The sequence below is a fragment of the Legionella steigerwaltii genome, assembly GCF_001468065.1.
In the GTDB taxonomy this organism is placed as follows: domain Bacteria; phylum Pseudomonadota; class Gammaproteobacteria; order Legionellales; family Legionellaceae; genus Legionella; species Legionella steigerwaltii.
This window is the reverse complement of record NZ_LNYZ01000013.1, coordinates 283,145-304,531: the sequence shown is the minus strand read 5'-3', so window position 1 is coordinate 304,531 and position 21,387 is coordinate 283,145. Positions and strand designations below refer to the sequence as shown.

Below are 21,387 nucleotides of genomic sequence, written 5' to 3'. Positions count from 1 at the left end.
CTAAGTAATATATAAACAAAGGTTGCATAAAAAGATCTGCCTGATCTAATATTGAGCTGGCAAATGATACCCAATGATGATGTTTAATGCAAGATAAATTTGTTCTATTTTTGATTCTTTGATTGTTTAATTGGGTATTATGATTATTTAATGCGCTATTTGTGAAGCAGCCCATCGTAAAAACCATTGGAAATTATGAAATTTGCTTGATAGTTGGATCTAAATTTAAAATAGGCATAGGCTGGACTGTTATGTCCAGCGTTACCTGATTCTTATCTCAAAGAATTTGGATGTGATGTTTTTTCATAAATTGCATAAACAGCCGCAGATATCGCTACACCTACACCTATAGCCGGAATAGCTCGTTTGAAGAATCCACACCAACTTTTACTTGCTGAATCATCATGAGTACTTTTCGAAGTAACCGCAACAGGCTTCTCTTTTTGTAGTGAATCTGTTTTTCTTTGTTGGCTAAGGAAAGGGCAAGTGGCTGAATCACCTAATGTGTGATGACTCTGCAAAACAGTATCTTTTGTGGAAAATGGACATAGATTTGTCTGCGGTTCGACAATTACGGAAGGAGAATCTGCTATTGTGACCTTGATTCGTCCTATACGATAACTTTGCAACCAACTCTCTGCAGTAGAGCTTCCTTTATGGGTAAGTCGATACATTGCCGTCATATCTCTATCGACTAGCGCTTTGGAAAGAAACATGTCTCTCCCTGCTTTATGGATATTCAGAAAATCAGTGATGTCATATACATTCCCATCAACGGTTACCCAACAACTTTCTTGTGTATTGTGTTTATTAATTTCCTCGAGGGTGAATTCTCTATTCAAAGAAGCATTTCTAACTTCTTCAGGATCTGTAAAACTAAACGCTTCATATACTAATTGAGAGTTTCCAATCATTCTTAAAAATCGCTCTTCACCTAACGCTTTTTTTAACGTTTCCAGGAGGGTCTTTGTAAATGGTACACTTCCGCAGACATAGGTGAAAAATTCTTCTCGTTTAAAACTATCAATAACTTTGTCAATGGCTAACAGTTTGTCTTGAGAAGAGCTGACACTATCAATTTTACTTTTTGTTAACCATTCAACTCGTTTGTCTTTTCCAGTATGAATAACACAACATTGGAAATTGGATAGTAACTGGGTGTTTTGCCTTAATTGCACTTCTAGCCAATCTTCTTGTTCTGAGCGCGTTAAATAAACAAGACATACAGGATTAGTACATTTATTTTTATTCAACTCAGATAGAAAGTGAGTAAAAGGCGCAATTCCATTACCATTAGCGAATAACAAAATAGGTTTATTTTTGTCTTTAGGTAGTGTAAAACTCAATGGGGGCAATATATGACAACTCACTTCTTGCCCCAGACTTTCTTTATTAGTTAAAAAATAAGATCCTGATCCAATGGTTCCATCTCTATAAACTTGTCTTTTTACTAATAAGTTAAGAGTGCCATTTTCTGCATCAACAGAGTTAACAGAATAGACTCTGTCGGGTGCGGGTAAAAAGTTTTCCCTCAAATTGATTGGATTGTCTTTTTTTAGAGATTGAACAAGTTGATTTAAGTCAACATAAACAAGCAACTCTTTTAATGTAAATTTAGTTTTTCCTGTGCATTCTGGCCACTTGCTTAGGGCTCTTCGCCATATTTCATTATCGTGAATATCTACTTCTGCATTAAGGTCTATGTCTATCTTCAAAAACTCCAATAAACTGGTGAATTCAGCTAAATGTTTTATAGAGTTTTTAATAGGAATATAAATGCACGATCCGGGTTGAATCCCTGCAAGAATACTTCTGACTTTGTCCCCCTTACCGTCACAAAGTTTCAACCCAACACTAAAATTGCCGCTATCTGCACTTTCTTCAGAGGATATTTTTTCTTGATCGATGATTTGAAAGCGAATAACGTTTTCAAATTCTGGATTTTCTCTTTCTTTTCTAGCTTCTTCTAAGTTCTCGCCGAGCTTTGTATCTAATTTAACACCGCTTTGGTTAACATTAGATCCAGAAGTTACGACGATGCCGCTCATAGCAACCTCTGTATGTATTCCAAAAAAACCATGTTTTCCAACATATGCCTCTGAAATTTGTTGGAACTTCATCTTTAAAGATGCATTACCGCAGCGGTTAATAAACTCTTTAATATTCGCATCTTTTACATATTGTATAAAAAGTCTATGATTTTCAGGCAATAAGGTTTGTGATGCCTGCATTGACTTTCCTAAACGCGATTCATATTTATTTCTACCTGTCAGTGCATCGAGAATACTAAAAAGGCTGACATCAGAGCCTAATTGGGCTTTTTCTTCAGGATAACATGGTCTAACCGCTTTCATAACGGTGTCTCCCCATGTCTTAAGATCGATAAAACTTTCGCCAGAGCCGCGATGAAAATTGTAAAATTCTGCAAAGGTGTTTGAAAAATGCTGGATCGAGCTCAAAATGATGTCTAATTGATCTGACAACAAAGACAGGTCATTGACTTCCATAGCCTTGACTATATTTTCTATTGCCTGAACGACAGGTGCAATATGGGCCTCAAATACTACTACTCCAAGGTTAGTTACTATTTCTTCTCTATTATCAAAAAGCGGCACTAACTGTTCTAGTTTGTCTAAATCTTTTAAATTTTCCAAACTATGCTGTTCTCTAGGGTTTTTATAACGCCAATTGCAATAGGTAGTATCACTACTTGTAAGAATCGGGAACTCTGGTGAATGATGCATTCTTTCGGCTAATTTTTGCCAAAGTAGAAATAAATTAGGATATTCAATATTAAAATGTGGATTATCCTTTCCAGTGGCATTTAAAATATAACCATAGGCATGCCCAATTTTTCCTATTATTAATTTTGCCCTTGCCAATTCACTATCAGTCAAGTTGTCAATCTCTGTGATTAACAATGGAACATTTAATTCATCATTTAATTGTTTGAATGGTTCAATATTTTTTTCTTTAACCCAGGTTTTTAAATTTTTTGCTGCGTTGTCCAATAACGAAAATTTAGCAGGCAAAGCTGATGCAGGAACCACAGAGGGTAATAATCCAAACCCTGGCGTAACAAAACCTTTAGTAAAATCACTCGTTACGCTTAATTGGCTCATTGTCTCTTTGCTAAACATATGAATTTTTCTCCGCATCTGTTAATTTGGAGAATAAATTTACTATAGTTTCGATATTTATTCAAACTTTATAATCATTGATCACTACAAAGTAATGTTTCAGCTCATATAGGATTATATTTGATCGTTTGGGCTGGCGGTGTATTGCGGTGAGCTTCTTTCTCTGCGTCCTGCCGTCTATGGAGTGACAGAAATAAAGGATTGTCAAACAATTTAAACAATCTGCCTACTTTCTGTAGGGGTCCGTCCCGGACCGTCCCCTCACTCATTACTTTCTCTGCGTCCTGCACGTCTATGGAGTGACAGAAATAAAGGATTGTCAAACAATTTGAACAATCTGCCTACTTTCTGTAGGGGTCCGTCCCGGACCGTCCCCTCACTCATTAATCAAAAAAAGTTATCGTTCAATTTCCAAACTTTCATAGCAAACTCATTAAACAATAAGCTCCTCTTTTTATAATTAAAAGTAGAACTAAAATAGTTATGAGTTTTTAATCATGAGCACGTCCAAAATTTCTGTTGATGTCAACGCTGAGACCAATCCTGAAGATAAATTGTTTCAAGAAAAACTTTTAAAGCTTCAAGAAAGAATTCAAAAAATTCAAGAAAAAAAAGAAATAATTGAACAAGCAGAATCTCTTCCTGACGTTAAGAGAGCTGCTGCATTCGTAAAAAATTATATAGAAGGCAATAAAGAACATAATGATCAACAGCCTTTAGATAAAATTATGATTGTGTTTAGTAATAAGGACGCTCGTGAAAAATTTATAAAAAAACATAATTTATATAAAGAAGAAGCGGGTGACACAGCAAGTGATGACCTACCCTATGTAAAGGTACCTCCTGATCAAATTAAATTAATTTATCAAAATTTGATTTCTGAAAAAGAAGAAAGAATTAGACAAGCAAAATGTATCAAAAATTTTCCTGGCGTTGATTCAGCTCGCCCACATGTACACAATCATAATTGGAAAAATGAAGAACTTAATAGGAAACAGCCTTTAGAGAAAATTGTGATTTGCTTTAGCTCAACGAAACACCGTGATGAATTTATAAAAAGAACTTCTTTACCAAAACACTATATGGAACAACACTCTCGCTTGTTAGAGGTAACCCCTGATGACGTTAAGGTAATTTATGAAAAATGGCATGAAATTAGGAAACAACAGTTAGCTGATCAACAAAAATTTAAGGAAAATTTACTTGAAGAAAAGCAAAAGCAAACCTCCAGCCAGAACTCACATTCATCTGACAAATATATTATATCTGCATCAGAAGAGATGAAGGGGACAATACACTTATCCTCAGAAAAATTAACTAGTCAGCAAAAATTCAAGGAAGTGTTGGCTGCTCAGAAAAAAAACCAGGGGCTTATCTCAGATCCTACAAAATTACTGGATGAATTTATGAAGGAATTTAAAAAATCTTTGGAAAAGAGCAAAATTTTGGGGATTACTCCACCGTCTCAATTAATGGAAAAATATAACCGTGCTGAAAAGTATAATCTGACCTTCACCATTGATGATGTTTTGGCCCATATTAAAAGTCGGGAAGGAAAAAGCTGTAGAAGCAAAGAAGTCTTAGGGAATATAATAGGTAAAGAGAAGTTAGAGAGCCTGATAAAAAAACCTGAAGGGAAGTTAGAGAATTCCATGAAGGACGAGAGCAAGAGATCCATATGTTTCTAAATATGAAAAATTTGTGTTGGTCAAAATGAGCAAATTTACTCATTATTCACTAAGATCCTTTTCTAAGTTTCTATTTCCATTTAATAATTTTTACCTTATCCGGCATACTCGTTTAATTTAATTGTCTGATTGAATCATGAGCATTTGCTATACTTATAGTAGTTCTCTTCCCAGACTTTCTTAAGGAAAAGAAGCAGGTGAAGAAACTGGGCACATAACGGAAGTGTGCATGAAACTACATGAGCTATGATTCCTGAACCAACGGCATAATTCTTCATTTGCACTTGCGTTTTTGAAGAGAGATATGAACTATTTAGGAGTATCAGTATGCCTCCATTAACTGTTTGTGGAAGGATTCCTCCGCTTAATGCAGGTGATAGATTGATGAATGTCAATATGTCAACGTCAAATTCAGGTCCTGAGCTTACCTATGTTTCAAGCAGAGATCAGGTATCAGGTGTCTCTACTGGTGGATTAACTTTTTGTTCTGCCGTTACATTAGTAGGGCGTGGTAGTGATGGAAAGATTCAAAGGCTTGCTATGACCCATGTTAATGGTGGCTTAAATCCAGATATTTTAGATCAAATTGTGGAGAAAGCGAAAAGTGACTCCTTTATCATTTCAGATATCGTAGTTCAATATGGAATACATGAAAACCCTGGTAATAAAGAAAGAGTAGAAAAATGGCTTAATAGTCAAAAAGATTATGCATGTTCTTCGCGGGCAAATGATACATCGAGTTGCATCACTTTTTCAGGTTACATGGGTAGCTTTCCATTTGTTCCCCTTGAGTCAGGAGCATTCGTTATTAATTCGGAGGTGTTATTAAAAGATATGGCTGCTAATAACCCTCAAGCACTAGGCATACGTGACATTATTACAAAAATAAACAGTTCTCCTTGTGAATTAAGTGTCAAAAATAAAATGTATGTATACGCATTCGATTTTTATCAAGCGGTAGTGTTGAAAGAAAAACCTGAAACTGAGAAAAGTAGAGATGTCGAGTATTTGAAAACACAACTCGATGAATTATCTACTAAACCAAGCCCATCACGTGAAGAGAAAAGCACACCTCCATTATCAGAAGATCATGAAAATTTATCAGATACTGATGATGAAGAGGGCCCATCGTTTGAAGGCCCATCAGAACAACAACACGAAACATCAATCGCAGATAAGATGAAGGCAGCGATGGTCGAAGGGCGAGCAAGCAATACTGAACCTGCAAGTGAACACGAAGAAGAAGAGGAAGATGAAATAGACTTTTATGACCCATTTGCACCTAAGGAATGAATCTGGCTCGCATGAAAAAAGACTCATGTAATCTTGTTCATGAATAGGGTACTTAAATACGCAAATGCCATATCACGTCGCTTCCAGGATTGGTGAGGGCATACTGAAAACCTACCGTGAAACACGGATAATAGTCTAGTTCGATCACATTGACTTTCCAATTGGGAGAAGGGAGCGACAATACCGTTGTGGTTACATGACTATAAGGAGGAATTAATAGAATATAAACTTGAAAATAAATTGCGGCTACACGCAGTTTTTTAAATCTCGGGAATTCACCGTAAGTCGTTGATTCTCATGGTGGCCAGAGGCAGAATCGAACTGCCGACACGAGGATTTTCAGTCCTCTGCTCTACCGACTGAGCTATCTGGCCCCGAGGGTTGCTATTAGACTCCGAGAAGCGTTTTGAGTCAAGTGTTGAATGCATTTTTTTTTAAAATAATTATTTTTTATGCTAATGCGATTTGTTTCTGGATATTCACTTTTATGTGTTTTTTAAAAGCATAGTGTTTTTTTTGAATAAGTTATTAATTTTCATCATTATTTTAGTGCTTTATTCTGTCTTTTTGGTATTAATAAATCCAAAATGTAGATTAATTATTCTATTGTGTAAAGTTTGATAACATCTATGGATGATGCTGTTTTTTGGGGCAGATTTTGGCTTTTAACCTAACAGCCCAGCATATGCATGCTCAAACATCAGTCTGGATACCGCGCATAAGGCGCGGTATGTAGTGAGGTTTATAAAGTTTGTTTCTATTCTCTGATATAAAGTGCATATGTAGCAGGTTTGTAAAAAAATGTGGCTATCGTTCAGGATTCGAACGAAGGTTAATTTTATTTATAAATCTCAGACAAATTTAATGGTCTTACTTAGGTGTATAGCCTGCTGGTTTTTCAGAACCTTCACCAAAAAAATATTTTTGCATTTCTTCTTTTAAAAACTCGCGGGCTTTAGCTTCCATTAAATTCAGCCGGTATTCATTGATGAGCATGGTTTGATGGGTAAGCCACATGTTCCAGGCCTGTTTTGATACTTCATTGTAAATCCGGTCACCTAAAGCGCCAGGGAAGGGGGCTTTTAATAAGCCTTCAGCTTCTTGTTTTAATTTACTGCAATATATTATTCTGGTCATGGTTGCCTCATATTTCTAACATCATAAACGCAGCATAGTGTACGTGTTATTCGGCAATTTATTAAATTAATTTTTTAGTCCGAACGGTGTTTTGCTTGCGCCAATAAAATATGTTGGGAAAGAATTTGTTCCTGTTCATGGGTTAATCCATTAAAAGATACTGCGGTTCGGTAACTATGTTCGCTTTGATATTGGCTATAAACCACAGTACCTTCAACAATGATAGGTATCATTTTGGGTTTGGTATAGATTACCAATTTTAACAGGGTTTTTTCCTTAACGAGCTCGGGTGTCTTAAATGCCATTCCACCCAAACTGATATTGACTTTGCGTAGCTGAATCGTATTGGTCATGAGCATTTGCCGTGATAAATAATCGATTTTTGCATTGAGCAGATTAAGATAATGGGCTATTGTTGGTTCTTTAAGTGCAATGACTTGCGTTAGTTCAGCCAACTCATAATCAATTTCTTGAAAATAATGAGCCGCCTCGAGATATCGTTGCCCATTTTTGCCTAAAAGTTGATCCACAACTGTGCGATCAGGACACAGTTCACCTGGTTCCATAATTCGGTAGTTAAAATAGATATGATCTTCTACCCGAAAATGTTGACGTCTCTCATGTATTGGCATAATAGCTCCATTAACTGCATTCAAGTGTATAAGTCACTGCAAATAACTTATTAATTACATAATATTTTTATATTTTCCTCGTGTACCATATCCTGTGGCAGTGAATTCGGTGACGATTTTACTGTCCACAAATCCTCTTCCTTCTCCAGCTTAGTTTCCGTGAAAAGGGGTACCGTTTGCTTCAATTCACTTTGCTGTGAACATGATGCTAGAAGCTGGGTTATAAAAGGCATAGTAAGTGCCGCTAATTGCTGTATCACATCTTTAGCTTTATTGGAGAGTTTTAAGCTTTCTTGCTGTGCTTGTATATAATTTGTTGCTGCATTTGCTCTTTGTACACATTCATCAAGAAAACTTATGAATTGCTGATCCGTGATTTTATCCTGTTTTATTGCTTCCAAGACGACCGCATTAAATTCAGATACTCTATCCAGCTTTAAAGCGGCAGCAAATGCGTCATTTAACTTTATTGGAGCTTTTAAAGGGGGTATCAACCTCTGCAATTGTTGCTGCGCGTCAAAAAAGAATTTTTTAATAACGTGCATGCCAAAACCTCGATCATGAGCTGTAATAATGAACTCTCTAAGTTGTTCTTCAGTTTCAACAATGCATTTCAATCGTTCATCAACAGAGGCCACATCACTATTCATTTTCCCACGATAGCTTGTGATCGTATGCATAATATAAGTTCGATTTCCTGCATTATAGGCCTCTTTAATTGCAGCCAAATCGGCTGGGTCCAAATAGTTTACGGAGGGATCCAGGACCAATTGATGCTCAGGATGGAGTAGGTTTTCTCTTAATGCCATCAATTGCACTTTACTTAACGTGACCGTTTTGGCCGAGGTGAGGGTTATGGAGTCTCCTCCACCACGTCGTATAATAAAATCCACCATCATTGAAGAAACTTTGTCGCCAAAAGTCAGTTGTATTAATCCATTGTTCAGATTCTCAATTTTTTTAAGCTTATTTTGTTGCCTATAGGTCCAAGGGTTTTTAAAAGGGCGGCCATCGTCACTATACAATATAGGATTATGTATTAGTTTTTCAAAAATCAAGGCGTTTCTTATCATAGGTAAATCGACATCTCCTGCTGTTTGCGGGAGAACATCATCGATTGCTGTGAGACGCTCCATTATTCGAGTTTGCAGTGTTTCTGCGTCTTTTTCGAGAAGCATTAGATCACTTAATTCGGAGGTTAAATGGCTTTGCTTTTCAGGGCTCAATGGTTTTTTAAATTGACGCTTAATTCGATTTGCTTGGTGCTGGTGTTGCCATATAACATGAGCAACATATTGTAGAATTTTATTGTTCATAGCGCGCAATTGCATGATGCTTTCAAATTTAGAATGCATGGATGAATCTTCAATGAGAGTACGATTTCTTCCCAAACCATGACGTGTGTGTCTTTTAAGAAATTCTCCAGGAATAAGACACAAGCGGGAATCAAGAATAAATTTGTGAGTATCCATAAGTGACTGGTCAAAAATAAAAAGTGATTTTGCGTTTCTTAATGCTTTATTTTGACAGCTGCCACCTATTGCATCGGTATCGCTACATAGATAAAGCAAGCCAAATGCATTGCCAAAATCGTCAATAAAGCAATCTGCTTGTATTCCTTCACCTAGAGTTTTAATGGTTGAATAGTGGGTATAGCTTTTTCTTACTAGCCATGCATAAAAAGTTTTTCCTAAAGAGAAATTAGTAAGTAACTGTATTTCATCAAAGGGAATAAATAATGCAGGGTGTCCATTATGAGAAATAGTAACTGAAGTTGCTGTATCTAATTCCATTAATCGGGAAATATTGAGTGCCATTGCTTCATGCTGCACTTCTTGAATATTGCCACGTTTGGGTAATTTAATAATGGCTTCTATATTGAGCTTATAGTGTTCTCTCTCAGCATGATAATCTTCTATGCTCAAGCCCTCTGCGCGTTCACATAGATGACGTAACTGCTTTTTTACATTCTCTAAACTCATTAAGGTGATTTTTTCTGTTACACCACCTATATTGTCTTGTAGCGTGCAATAAATGAGTTCCGATCCATTGTCTTGCGGAATAGTGATTCGTTTTAATTCATTGATATTATGGAGATCCAATAAGATATTTAATCTTTTTTCTACCTTTTCTTTCTCTGAATCATCATGGGCCAATCGTTCCATCTCTTCTTGCAGACGTTGGATTAGTGTTGTGACCTGTAATGAGTTGGAGGCATCAAATTGTGTGGCGTCTGGAACAGTTTGGGTGAGTGTGTACAGCTTTGCTCTGCTATTGATGATTAATTCATCTAACTCAGTATCAGTATTTTGTGGTGTATGGGTTGGTCGTGCGTAGTAATCGTCTTTAGGTAATTTAATGATTTCATGAGCATTTAGAGTGTAGCGAATGCCTTCTTCCGCTTTTTTGAGGTCAACACCTTTCAATAGAGGAGGGGAGCCCCCTTTCTCAAAGGTGGAGGAATATTTAATGATGCCACAAAATTCTCGCCACTGCTCTGGATCTGTTTCCAAGGTTTCCAAGTTAAATAAATCGCTTTTATGGAAATCGATATGATCTAATAACTTATCCAGGTCAGAATAACGCGCCAAATCAAGATCTTGCAGTTCCATTGCATCTTGATTTTCACTTTGCTCACTTAAAAATCGTTTGATAATCCTATTTTTTTGCCCCAACTCCATTCATTACGTCCTTATATAAAACCAAATTAATCCTGTTTATAAATATAGACAATTTTTATACCTTTGGTCAAAAAGATCATTAGGGGTTTTCATTTAATAATCAAAGTAAATACAATTGAAAGCATATAAAATTTTATTTGTACTTCATTATTGATTTCAATGAATTAGGTGAAAATTGTTGGGGAAACTCTTCCTTGAGTTTTTCTTTTTTTAATTACATATGCTGATTGAAGTTGAATGTTCGTCTACTGCTACTTTTTCCTGAGAAGGTGGAAAAATTTTATTAATGTGAATGTGGTGTTTTTGCTCTCCTCTAAAGAGGGTACTGCCGACGCGACGAATTGATCCTCTCTTCATAATCGGCGCATTCTCATCGAATTCTTCAGCTGCTGGAAAAAAACTATGACTTTCTGCAAGATTAACAGAAGGTTTTTTCTTATGCTGGGGTTTCTCTTTCGTTTCAAGGACGGGCTTTTGCGTCTCTATTGAGGGTGCAACAAGATTGGATACATGAGAGGAAGATTCCACTGTTACCTCTTGTTCTTTGGACCCATCCTTTTTTTGCGTTTCACTGTTGGTTTTTTTCTTTTTCTTATAGACAATCATCGTACCCGATGGTGTGCTATTAGCAGAGTCTTCTTCACTAGTTTTAGAGGGTTTTTGGGATGATTCTGGCAAATCAGTAGGGGCCTCGGGTTCTTTTGCAACGTTTTCTTTATTTTCTTCATTGCTTTCTTCATCGCTGTTATTTAGCGCTCTTATCTCATCCAAGTGCTCTATAAAATAGTTTTTCAAGTTATTTCCCTCTATGACACCTAAGTTCTCAAGTGCTTCCGCAGGTAAAAATTCGAATTGAATCAGATGACTTCGGAACACCGGATCGTTATAATCCAGATTAATTTTTATTTCTTCTACTTTAGTTATTCTCTCTATCCTGAAGTGACCCAGAGAAAAGATATGGATCGCTTGTCTCCACCAGGGTGCATAGTTCCAGTCTTGATCTGAAAGTGCATCTTCAATTTCTTGAGAAATTTTGGAAAAATAATGTTCTGAATAGTTCGTATAACACTTGATTGCTAACTTTTCAGCGACTCGATTGAGACGTGGCTCACTGGGATTGCGTTCTGATATGGCAACAAAAATCGTATTCGCTTGCTCTAAAAATTCTGAATCTACGAGTTTTTCAGTCCGCAAGAGTTCATTAATCTCATTTAATTCGTGAGTAATTCCTAAGGTTTCTGAAGATAATACTTCTTCAAGATGTTTATTGAATGCTGTTGGATGAGAAACATAGAGTAACAATTTTTGAAATTGTTCTATTGTGAGTCTTTTTTTCTCTTCAGGGTGTGTGAGCTCTTCTGCAAGAATGGACAGATTGATAATCGATTGACAAGGATTTTGAAAATGGGATCGTGCGGTACACCTAAGATCTTCAAAATTGTCCGGTATATCATCCAGTTGGGTCAGTATTAGAAATTCTTTGAGTGCCATACCTATCTGATAGGACATAAGTGGCTCGAGTTTGATGTGAGTGAGGGTCGCTTTAGGTAAGTAATCATCCTGATCCTCATTAAGACATGCAAGATATTGTGGAGGAGCATAACGAGGGGTACAGCGTAGTTTGCTAGCAAGGGGATAGTTAGAACGAGTCAATGCTTTTCGGTCACTAATCAATAACTTATTATTATGCGCCAAAAAATTACTTAATTTAATATCTGGATGATAGGCCTTTGCATCTTTGAGTTTGAGGCAAAATTCATTAATTTGAGTAAAATAATGTTTTACTACAGCAGTAATCATTAGTTGATTTTGCAGTGGTGATCGTTCATCGGACTGAGCTTTTAATCCTTTTACTACTTCCAGTAAACTTCCTTGCTTTGCATATTGACTTAATACTACAGGTCTATATTCAATTTCTTTGTTGTCCTCACTTCTAAATTGCATCATGAAGAGAGCAACGTCATTAGCAAAATATTTTGATACGGGATAAGAATGAAGTTCTTGTTCGAAGCTCAAATTATCTCGGTCTTCAACACGAAATACTAGAGTTTCATCCCATCCTTTCATTTGAAATTTGAAATTAAAATTATTGACACGACGGGAGCCTAAAGCTTCAGTCTTATAGTCAGAGCTTATTAAATCACTTTCTCCTTTAATTGCACTGATTTTTCTTTTGGCTAAGTTTAAAATTTGAGCGTGTTCATCAACTTGTTTTTTCAGCTCTGCATTTTTTTCGGATAAATGATTTAAATGGCAACATAAGTTCTGAAATTGTATTTTTGACGCTTCAAAAGATAAATTGCCCTTTAATAAATCATCACGTTCTTGCAGTAGTTGGTAGAAATCTTGATTATTTTCTTCTATAGAGCTTTGAACTTGGGATTGTACTTGTGTCGCTATTGCTGCTGTGACTGCTCTGGCAAACTGAATTCCTTTGAAAAGGAAAGAGCCGTCAGGGTTTATTCCATAAGTTTCTAGATTGGCCCGCCAACTTTCTTTATCTCTTGCAGTGAGCCACTTATATTCTTCATCCCCTATTTGTGCCGAGTTGATATAGTGGTTGATTTTTTGCAAATAAAATAATCGTTGGATTACATCTTGTGCAGGAGCTTCATTAAACTCCTTAATTAATTTTATTAGTACCCTATGTTTATAGCGATTAAATTTACTCTTTAATGGCATAGACACTCCAACGCAAAAAATCAATTCGATAAATTATTAAGCTAAGCATATTTTGTATTTTTTTTTTTACATTAAGATTCATTCTTGTAATAAGAAAGCTTAAAATGAGCACAAAACATCTTTAGAGGATGTAAAAATTTGAGTCAAATTAACACACGATGATTGACCATTCAAGGAATGATAGGGGATTTAGTAAGTAAAAGTTTATCGTACTGATCTTTTTCGATTTTAAAGTAACCATAAGCTATCTTTAATTTAGAAAGATATGTTCAGACACTGTAACAACTCAGAAAAATGACTATCGTAAAGGGTCTATTTTATGATTTAATATTCATTATTTTCAGCATAAGAAAGGGGTATCATGACTTTTGTAGTAACAGAAAGTTGCATTAAATGTAAGTATACTGATTGTGTTGAAGTATGCCCTGTTGATTGTTTTTATGAAGGCCCTAATTTTTTGGTGATTCATCCAGATGAGTGCATTGATTGTGCCTTGTGTGAACCTGAATGTCCTGTCAATGCAATTGTTTCTGAGGATGATTTAACTTCAGAACAACAACAATTTAAAGAATTAAATGCGGAACTTGCTCAAAAATGGCCTAATATTACTGCCAAAAAAGATGCCCCACCTGATGCTAAAGATTGGGATGAGGTTAAGGATAAACTTCAATATTTACAAAAAGAGTGGTAGAAATCACTTCACTTGCTGAATCATGTCAGCGAATCCTTAGTGAGAAGGGTCGACTTTCCACTGCAATTCCTGGATTTGTGGCGCGTAAGCCACAGTCAGATTTGGCAGTGGCTATTGCTGAAGCAATTGAAGAAAAATCAATTTTAATTGCCGAGGCAGGCACAGGAACAGGTAAAACTTTTGCTTACTTGCTTCCTTGTTTATTAAGTGGCAAAAAGGCACTGATTTCCACAGCAACTAAAACGTTACAAGATCAACTCTATCAAAAAGATTTACCTACTTTGGTTAGAGCCTTAGGATTATCTACACGCATACAAAATCTAAAAGGAAGATCCAACTATATATGTCAATATCGTGTCGAGCTACACTCCGAAGAAGGGCAGTTCCAAAGCCCTCAGTGTGCTCACGAAGTTGCTCATGTGCGCAGTAAATTATCACAAATGGAGCATGGGGATCGGTCAGAATTACCTGAGCTTAGTGAGGATTCTCCAGTTTGGCATTACGTAACCTCCACAGTGGATAATTGCTTAGGCACAGAGTGCCCTAACCATGAAACCTGTTTTTTACTTAAAGCACGCAAACGTGCGCTCGATGCTGATGTAGTGGTGATTAACCACCACCTTTTTTTTGCTGATTCACGCTTGAAGGAAGAGGGATTTGGAGAGTTATTGCCGGGTGTGGATGTTGTTATTTTTGATGAGGCTCATCAACTTGCCGAAATAGCAACTCATTTTAATGGGGAGCGAATTGGAACGCGTCAATTCCATGATTTATTAGATGATCTCATTAAAGAATGGCCTGTCATGGATCTTGCAAATCAACCCTTAAAATCATTAAGCCATAAAGCCGATCAGTTACTGGATGAATTACTAAATTGTTTGCCAGGAACGGATGAACGGCTCAGTTGGGAAGAGATCAAGCAGAATAAATCTTTTATGAATGCCTGGGCTAATTGGTTGACATTAAAAGATGAAGTTATGGATTGTTTTAATGAACTGGCACTGGCTGAATTTCCGGGGCTTGCTCGTTGTAAAGAAAGATTGGCAGAGTTTACCCGGATTTTGTTGTTCTTTACTCAAGAAAATAACAACAAAATTCGTTGGTTAGAGCGTTTTAAACATACCTTAGTTTTTCATATTACCCCCTATGATGTTGCGGAAACGTTCAGTAATTTGCTCATGCGTCAAGACAGTACTTATGTCTTTACCTCTGCAACATTAACGATTGCAGAAACTTTTGATTGTTTCTGTAAACCGCTAGGATTGCATGGTGCTAAAACTTTATTATTGCCCAGTCCTTTTGATTATCGACAACAAGCGTTACTTTATTTGCCTAGAGGGTTACCAGATCCAAAGGATTCGGCTTACTATGAATTACTCGTATCACGGGCTATTCCTTTAATTGAAGCTTTAGGAGGACGCTGTTTTTTCCTATTTACCAGTCATAAAGCATTAAAGCAAGTTGCTCAAATGATGAGCAATGTTTTAAACTATCCCTTATTAATTCAGGGGGCTGAGGCAAAACCCATTTTATTAGAGCGTTTTAGGCAATTAGGCAACGCTGTTTTATTGGGAACCGCAACTTTTTGGGAAGGAGTGGATGTCAAAGGTGACGCTCTTTCTTGTGTTATTATTGATAAGTTGCCTTTTTCCAGTCCGGCTGATCCGGTAATTCGTGGTAGAATGGCTTATTTAAAAGAAAAAGGCTTGTCCGGGTTTGACGAATTATCTTTGCCAGGTGCAGTAATTGCCCTAAAGCAGGGAGTAGGACGTTTAATTCGGGATAACGCGGATAAAGGGGTTTTAATGATAGCAGACCCTCGTCTAACCAGCAGAGATTATGGTGGGCGTATTTTAGCCAGTTTACCCCAATTACCGAAAACACGTGATGAACAAAAAGTGCTTACATTTATTAAAGAATTAGAGCTGGATTATGAAACTGCTAGCGATTGATACATCTACTGAAACAGCAAGTGTGGCCTTGCTGACAGGGAAAGAATTACTTTGTGACGAGCAAAGCAATCAAAAAACGCATGCACAATTTATTTTACCCATGATTGATAAATTGATGGTCAACGCCGGTTTACAACTGAACCAGCTGGATGCCATAGTGTTTGGTCGTGGTCCTGGAAGTTTTACTGGTTTGCGTATTGCATGCAGTATTGCAAAAGGGCTGGCTTATGCTCATGATTTGCATCTGATCCCGGTGAGTAGCCTGGTCGCTGTTGCTTGGTCAGTTCGACAGCAAAAACAGATGAACCATGCACCGGTATTGGCTGTACTGGATGCGCGCATGCAGGAAATGTATTGGGCTTATTTTGCCCAAGATCAATGGATAGCAGAGGAACACGTTAATCCAGTGCATGAACTTAGCCTTCCCGAGAATCAATCTGTAATCCTTGCAGGAGTGGGGGCGGACTTATATTGGGATGCGTTTACTCCGGGAGTTAAATCACAAATCAGTGATAAAATAACAGTGAATCCTTCAGCAGCAGCTATGATTCAATTTGCACAATTTTCTGGACTACAATTCATTTCAGCTGCTCAAGCGCAACCTGTATACGTACGAAATAAAGTGACTTAGGCTCATAGGAGAACTTTGTGGATAAAAAACTACTGGAAATATTGGTGTGTCCTTTATGCAAGGGAAAATTATTATTAAAAAAACAAGAGCTTATTTGTAAATTTGATCGGCTGGCATTCCCTATTCATGATGATATTCCGGTTATGTTGGAACATGAAGCTCGAGTTATTTCATTAGAAGAAAAGGATAAGTTGTAACAAAGGGATGTTTTGTAGCCTGGGTGCAGCGAAGCGGAACCCGGGGAAATTTGAGGCAGAAGATCCCGGGTTACGGCCTGCGCCTTCACCCAGGCTACAAAATAGCTATTACGATCTGGTAATATATTTTTTACGCCAGTACAGTAAAAATGCTGGAATCATCATGATTGCGATTCCCAAAGAGAAAACCAGACGAAAATGTGATGCGCTGCCAAAATTCATAAACTCGACTGGTGGAATAAAACCTACAATTAAAGTCATGGTGCAACCACCTAAACCCAGAATACAGGTTAGATAGTAGCCTGTTTTTTTGCCAGGTATTGCGAAAGGTCGATTAAGATGAGCATATTTGCTTTTTAATTTCCAGGCTGCAATAAACATCAAAACATACATCATGATATAGAGCTCAGTGCTTAAGGCAGTGAACAGCCAATAGATGGCATTTACGCTTGGAAATAATAGAAATCCGCTGCATAAAAGCGTAACCAAAATGGCTTGGGTGATTAAAATTCGTGAAGGCATGCCACGTTTGTTTAATTGACACATAAAATTTGGTAAAAAATTATGATTGGCTGCCATCAACAAGCCTTTGGCTGGCGAAATGATCCAGTTGATCATACTCCCCAAACTTCCCAAAAGCAGTAATGCAATTAAGATAGGCAATAGCCATTCAAGATTGTATGCGTGGAAAAAGTTAGTAAAAGCTTGCAGTACGCCGTCAATCAGACTGATCTTCTCTTTTGGAAGAACAAATGCTATAGCTAAAGAACCAAAAATCATTGTGGTCAAGATAAGCAGCACTGAAAAAAACATCGCCCGAGGAAAATTAGTTTGTGGATTATGCACATTGCGAACGTGTACCGCTGCAAGTTCCATACCTAGAAAGGAGGTCATAATTGCAGTAAGTGATACCCAGGATTGACTGTCTTTCCAGTGTGGTATCAAATGAGATAGGCTTAAATCAATTGCTATAGGATTTCCTTTAATGACCCAGAGCAAGGCGAGAAAAATAATAAATCCCATTGGAAGTATCATGCCTAATATGGCGCAAAGACCTGCAAAATGTGCTGAGGCGCGTAACCCAGATAAAGCAATCAGGGTTAATGACCAAAATATAACAAGAATTACTGAAATTAAATAATACTTATTTTGGGCAAGTTCGGGATTGATTAAATAGGCCAAGACACCAGCAATAAAGGACAGTATTGTTGGATACCAGACTAAGGTATTGATCCATTGCAGCCAGATGGTAAAAAATGCGAGATTTTCTCCGTACGCATGCTTTACCCAACTGTAAATTCCGCCTTCCTCATCAGACCAAGTTGACGATAATTCTGCAGCTACCAAAGCTACTGGGATTAAAAATACAATTGCGGAAAAGATAAAGAAAAAAATTAATGAAGAACCGAATAGAGCAGTTCCCGGTAAATTTCTTATACTATCAATTGCACCTGTAATCAGTAAGATCAATGCCAGGACAGATATTTTTTCAGAAGACCAGTTGTTCATTAATTAAATCGACTTGTTAAAATGCTAGGCATTATATAGGAAGTTGACAATGGACGTTACTATTTATTTTATCACATAGAATCAATTTTGTTGCTTATAAGCCAAATAATTGCGGTAAGATAAGAGTAATATCTTCAGATTACAATTCAAAACGTATTTTTATTACAATGTTGTAGACATTCTTTACACAATTGGGACAATCAGAGAATTTTAATCAATAAAAAGTACCAATAATCTTATAAAGTCATAAAGTTACTGAGCTTTCCAAACTAGGTATACTTTCATAGGTATTAGCTTTTTTTGCTTGTTTGAGCTTTTTAAAGAATGAACTTTTATTGTTAGCCTGATTTTGGGGCTCAAAATCTTTTTTTAGGCACTTCAAGAAGTTATCGAATTCAAGAAAAATATCTATTCTCAATTGATAATCAGATTCTTTATGATCACTGTTTGTTTTATAGAATACTACTGCCTCATTACTGAGAAGGGTTATTTCTTTTTGCAACTCAGCTATTGATTTGTAATGACTACTGAATTGCATTGCTTGCTCGGTTAATTCAACAAATTTTTCTTTATATGTCTCTATCTTCATTTTAAATCCTTTTCTAAATTTATAACTTCATGAAAAAAGCAAAAAAACATGCCGGTTCATTGGATTTGAATTTAAATGTAGCCTGGGTGAAGCAAAGCGAAACCCGGGATTAAAAAGCTGGTTCATGCTAAGAAAACCCGGGTTTCGCTTTGCTTCACCCAGGCTACAAATTAATGTTAAGTACCCCTGTTTTCTTTATTAAAGCCACCTTTACACGCAGGAGAGTTCAAAACGTTTTTGCCCCTAGTTTCCCATTCTTCAGGTGTGAATAAATGCATGCTTAAAGCGTGTAATCCAAGTTCAAATTCTTTTTTCAGTAATTGATTTAAAAGTCTATGCCGTGCGATTCGTGATAAATCGGTAAATTGTGAGGAAACAACAGTGACTTTGAAATGAGTTTGTGCGTTTTTAGGAACATGATGATTGGCCGATTCATCTTCAACATTTAAATAAACAGGAACCAATTTTTGACTGATCAATTCTTCAATACGATTTTTACGTGACATATTTAACTCATATAGAAACAATTTAAAATAAAAAGCCGCTGTGAAGCGGCTTTTGAAAAAGACAGATTAGATTCTGCAGTTCGCAGGAACATATCTATCATCAGCTGCATTTTGTACTGCACAAACCCAGGTAATTGGATTTGTAGGAGGAGTACCTGCAACAAGTGGTTGTCCATTAGATGATGGAGTCAATGTAAGGACCACATTGTTAGCTAAAGCAGTATAAGTAACAGTAATTACACCAGTAGCTGGAGTAACCACAACACTTTGTACGTTAGCTGTTGCTGGGGGTTGAGACCAACCCAAGTCTAAAGCATTAGCACCCGTTGTGGCATTTTCAGAAATTGTAGTCTGTGCTGAAGAGGCAAGACTTAATCCTTCTGTTACACGAGCTCTAACGACGTAATCCTGATAAGCTGGAATAGCAATTGCGGCAAGAATACCTACTATTGCCACCACTATCATCAACTCAATTAAAGTAAAGCCTTTTTGTTTCATCATTTGCTCCCTAATGATTGCTACAGCGATAAACATGCAAAAAAAATGCCATTTATCATAAACTTACAACACAAATAGGCCAAAACAACGATACAACCTGCCATGGCAAGAAAAGGAAGTCCTCTTTACTTACTTTTCCTAATTATTATTGTAGCAGATGAAGTGAAGGGTTGCTTAATTTATAAATGGAACAATTTTTAATAAATTTTAAAATTTTGTAACCTGGGTGCAGGAGCGCGACGCACCCAGGCTGTAATTATTATCGGCTAAGAAGTACTTTGGGTACTAATTGATTCTTCAAACGAACATAATCAGGCAGTCCGTTAATGTAGTCTGGATAAGCTTCGCCTTGAATCAGAGGTGACAAGTACCGTTTACATTCGGCTGTGATACCCATTCCATCTTCAGTAATATATGTTCTGGGCATTTCTTTTTCTTGATTGGCAACATTGGCTAATTGAACATGGCCAATAGACCACTGATAGGGTTCATCATGTTCACGAACGATAATCGGCATGATGGCATTATGTCCCTTTATGGCATATTCTACCGCGGCCTTACCAAGAGCATAAGCCTGATCCAGATCCACTTTTGAAGCGATGTGGCGAGCAGCACGTTGTAAATAATCTGCAACCGCCCAGTGGTATTTGTAATTCAGTTCCGATTTGATGTACTGAGCAATGACTGGTGCAACACCACCTAATTGAGCATGACCAAATGCATCACGAATTCCTGCATCACTTAAGAATTTACCCTCTGTATTACGAATTCCTTCTGAAACGACTACAACGCAATAACCATAGTTTTTAACGCATTCATTAACTTTATGCAGGAATTTGCCTTGTTGAAAAGGAACCTCAGGCAATAAAATAATGTGGGGTGGCTCATCAGGGCTTTGGCTTGCCAAACCACTCGCAGCGGCGATCCATCCGGCATGGCGTCCCATTACTTCAAGAATAAAGACTTTTGTTGACGACGCAGCCATTGAGGCGACATCAAAACCTGCTTCTCGGGTGGAAATAGCTACATATTTGGCTACAGAACCAAATCCAGGGCAGGTATCAGTATAAGGAAGATCATTGTCTACTGTTTTTGGTATACCGATACAGGTAATTGGATAGCCCATGTTAGAACCTAATTGAGATATTTTATGTGCTGTATCCTGTGAATCGCCACCACCGTTATAGAAAAAATATCCTATATTATGCGCTTTAAAAACTTCAATTAAACGCTCATATTCATCTCCATCGTCTTTTAGTTTATAGCGGCAAGAACCAAATGCGCCTGAAGGAGTTTGCAATAATTTGGCGATATCTGCATCGCTTTCTAGGGATGTATCAATGAGTTCTTCATTTAAGGCACCAATAATCCCATTTTTGGCCGCATATACTTTACCAATATGTTCTGGATATTGCCTTGCAGTCTGAATTACAGCACACGCTGAAGCGTTAATTACAGCAGTTACACCACCTGATTGAGCATATATCGCATTTTTTATAGTCATTCTTTCTCCTAGTTAAAGGTTATTACTTGTCTCCATTACTTCTTGAAGAAGAGTAAG

At 37.0% G+C, this 21,387-nt stretch carries 16 protein-coding genes and 1 tRNA gene; 6 read left to right on the top strand and 11 right to left on the bottom strand.

What is annotated here, in order from left to right; genetic code table 11:
• Window positions 1-272: 272 nt before the first annotated feature.
• Window positions 273-3,122, bottom strand: coding sequence for a cytochrome b5 domain-containing protein (locus Lstg_RS09155; RefSeq protein WP_058477360.1), 2,850 nt, complete (start codon window positions 3,120-3,122; stop codon window positions 273-275).
• A 515-nt stretch (window positions 3,123-3,637) separates the two neighbouring features.
• Between Lstg_RS09155 and Lstg_RS09150 the strand changes: the two genes are divergently transcribed.
• Complete coding sequence (locus tag Lstg_RS09150; RefSeq protein ID WP_058477359.1) at window positions 3,638-4,828, top strand: hypothetical protein; 1,191 nt, start codon at window positions 3,638-3,640, stop codon at window positions 4,826-4,828.
• 327 nt (window positions 4,829-5,155) lie between these two features.
• Entirely contained in the window at window positions 5,156-6,121 is a 966-nt protein-coding gene (locus Lstg_RS09145) for a hypothetical protein (protein ID WP_058477358.1), read from the top strand.
• 298 nt (window positions 6,122-6,419) lie between these two features.
• Here the strand turns inward: Lstg_RS09145 and Lstg_RS09140 are convergent.
• The 5 genes from Lstg_RS09140 to legK7 all read right to left on the bottom strand — a co-directional run bounded on the left by Lstg_RS09140 (window position 6,420) and on the right by legK7 (window position 13,253).
• Window positions 6,420-6,495: transfer RNA gene (locus tag Lstg_RS09140), tRNA-Phe, on the bottom strand.
• Between the two features lie 496 nt (window positions 6,496-6,991).
• The gene (locus Lstg_RS09135; protein ID WP_058477357.1) at window positions 6,992-7,258 is read right to left on the bottom strand and encodes an oxidative damage protection protein; all 267 of its coding nucleotides are present in this window, start codon (window positions 7,256-7,258) and stop codon (window positions 6,992-6,994) included.
• Window positions 7,259-7,332: 74 nt separating this feature from the next.
• Window positions 7,333-7,890: a PilZ domain-containing protein gene (locus Lstg_RS09130; protein ID WP_058477356.1), complete on the bottom strand. Its 558-nt coding sequence runs from the start codon at window positions 7,888-7,890 to the stop codon at window positions 7,333-7,335.
• A gap of 50 nt (window positions 7,891-7,940) precedes the next feature.
• Window positions 7,941-10,571, bottom strand: a complete 2,631-nt coding sequence (locus Lstg_RS09125) for a hypothetical protein (protein ID WP_058477355.1) — start codon at window positions 10,569-10,571, stop codon at window positions 7,941-7,943.
• A gap of 210 nt (window positions 10,572-10,781) precedes the next feature.
• Window positions 10,782-13,253 carry a LegK7 family Dot/Icm T4SS effector kinase gene (legK7, locus tag Lstg_RS09120; protein WP_058477354.1) on the bottom strand — a complete coding sequence of 824 codons (2,472 nt, stop codon included), beginning with the start codon at window positions 13,251-13,253 and terminating at the stop codon, window positions 10,782-10,784.
• Window positions 13,254-13,614: 361 nt separating this feature from the next.
• Here legK7 and fdxA point away from each other — a divergent pair, with 361 nt between their 5' ends.
• From fdxA to Lstg_RS09100, 4 genes are read left to right on the top strand one after another with little or no spacing between them, the layout of a single operon-like run.
• Window positions 13,615-13,944: a ferredoxin FdxA gene (fdxA, locus tag Lstg_RS09115; RefSeq protein ID WP_058477353.1), complete on the top strand. Its 330-nt coding sequence runs from the start codon at window positions 13,615-13,617 to the stop codon at window positions 13,942-13,944.
• Window positions 13,938-15,896 (top strand): DNA repair helicase YoaA, encoded by a 1,959-nt coding sequence (locus tag Lstg_RS09110; protein ID WP_058477352.1) that lies wholly within the window; start codon window positions 13,938-13,940, stop codon window positions 15,894-15,896. Before fdxA ends, Lstg_RS09110 begins: the two co-directional genes overlap by 7 nt.
• Entirely contained in the window at window positions 15,877-16,527 is a 651-nt protein-coding gene (gene tsaB / locus Lstg_RS09105; RefSeq protein WP_058477351.1) for a tRNA (adenosine(37)-N6)-threonylcarbamoyltransferase complex dimerization subunit type 1 TsaB, read from the top strand. Before Lstg_RS09110 ends, tsaB begins: the two co-directional genes overlap by 20 nt.
• Before the next feature lie 17 nt (window positions 16,528-16,544).
• Window positions 16,545-16,724: a Trm112 family protein gene (locus Lstg_RS09100; protein ID WP_058477350.1), complete on the top strand. Its 180-nt coding sequence runs from the start codon at window positions 16,545-16,547 to the stop codon at window positions 16,722-16,724.
• A gap of 108 nt (window positions 16,725-16,832) precedes the next feature.
• On the opposite strand, the gene Lstg_RS09095 is transcribed toward Lstg_RS09100, so the two are convergent.
• The 5 genes from Lstg_RS09095 to Lstg_RS09075 all read right to left on the bottom strand — a co-directional run bounded on the left by Lstg_RS09095 (window position 16,833) and on the right by Lstg_RS09075 (window position 21,330).
• Entirely contained in the window at window positions 16,833-18,233 is a 1,401-nt protein-coding gene (locus Lstg_RS09095) for an APC family permease (protein ID WP_058477349.1), read from the bottom strand.
• A gap of 244 nt (window positions 18,234-18,477) precedes the next feature.
• Window positions 18,478-18,822 (bottom strand): hypothetical protein, encoded by a 345-nt coding sequence (locus Lstg_RS09090; RefSeq protein WP_058477348.1) that lies wholly within the window; start codon window positions 18,820-18,822, stop codon window positions 18,478-18,480.
• A gap of 176 nt (window positions 18,823-18,998) precedes the next feature.
• On the bottom strand, window positions 18,999-19,328 hold the full coding sequence (locus tag Lstg_RS09085) for a BolA family protein (protein ID WP_058477347.1): 330 nt from the start codon (window positions 19,326-19,328) through the stop codon (window positions 18,999-19,001).
• A gap of 66 nt (window positions 19,329-19,394) precedes the next feature.
• The gene (locus tag Lstg_RS09080) at window positions 19,395-19,826 is read right to left on the bottom strand and encodes a pilin (RefSeq protein ID WP_058477346.1); all 432 of its coding nucleotides are present in this window, start codon (window positions 19,824-19,826) and stop codon (window positions 19,395-19,397) included.
• A 259-nt stretch (window positions 19,827-20,085) separates the two neighbouring features.
• Complete coding sequence (locus tag Lstg_RS09075) at window positions 20,086-21,330, bottom strand: 6-phosphofructokinase (RefSeq protein WP_058477345.1); 1,245 nt, start codon at window positions 21,328-21,330, stop codon at window positions 20,086-20,088.
• Between the last annotated feature and the right edge of the window lie 57 nt (window positions 21,331-21,387).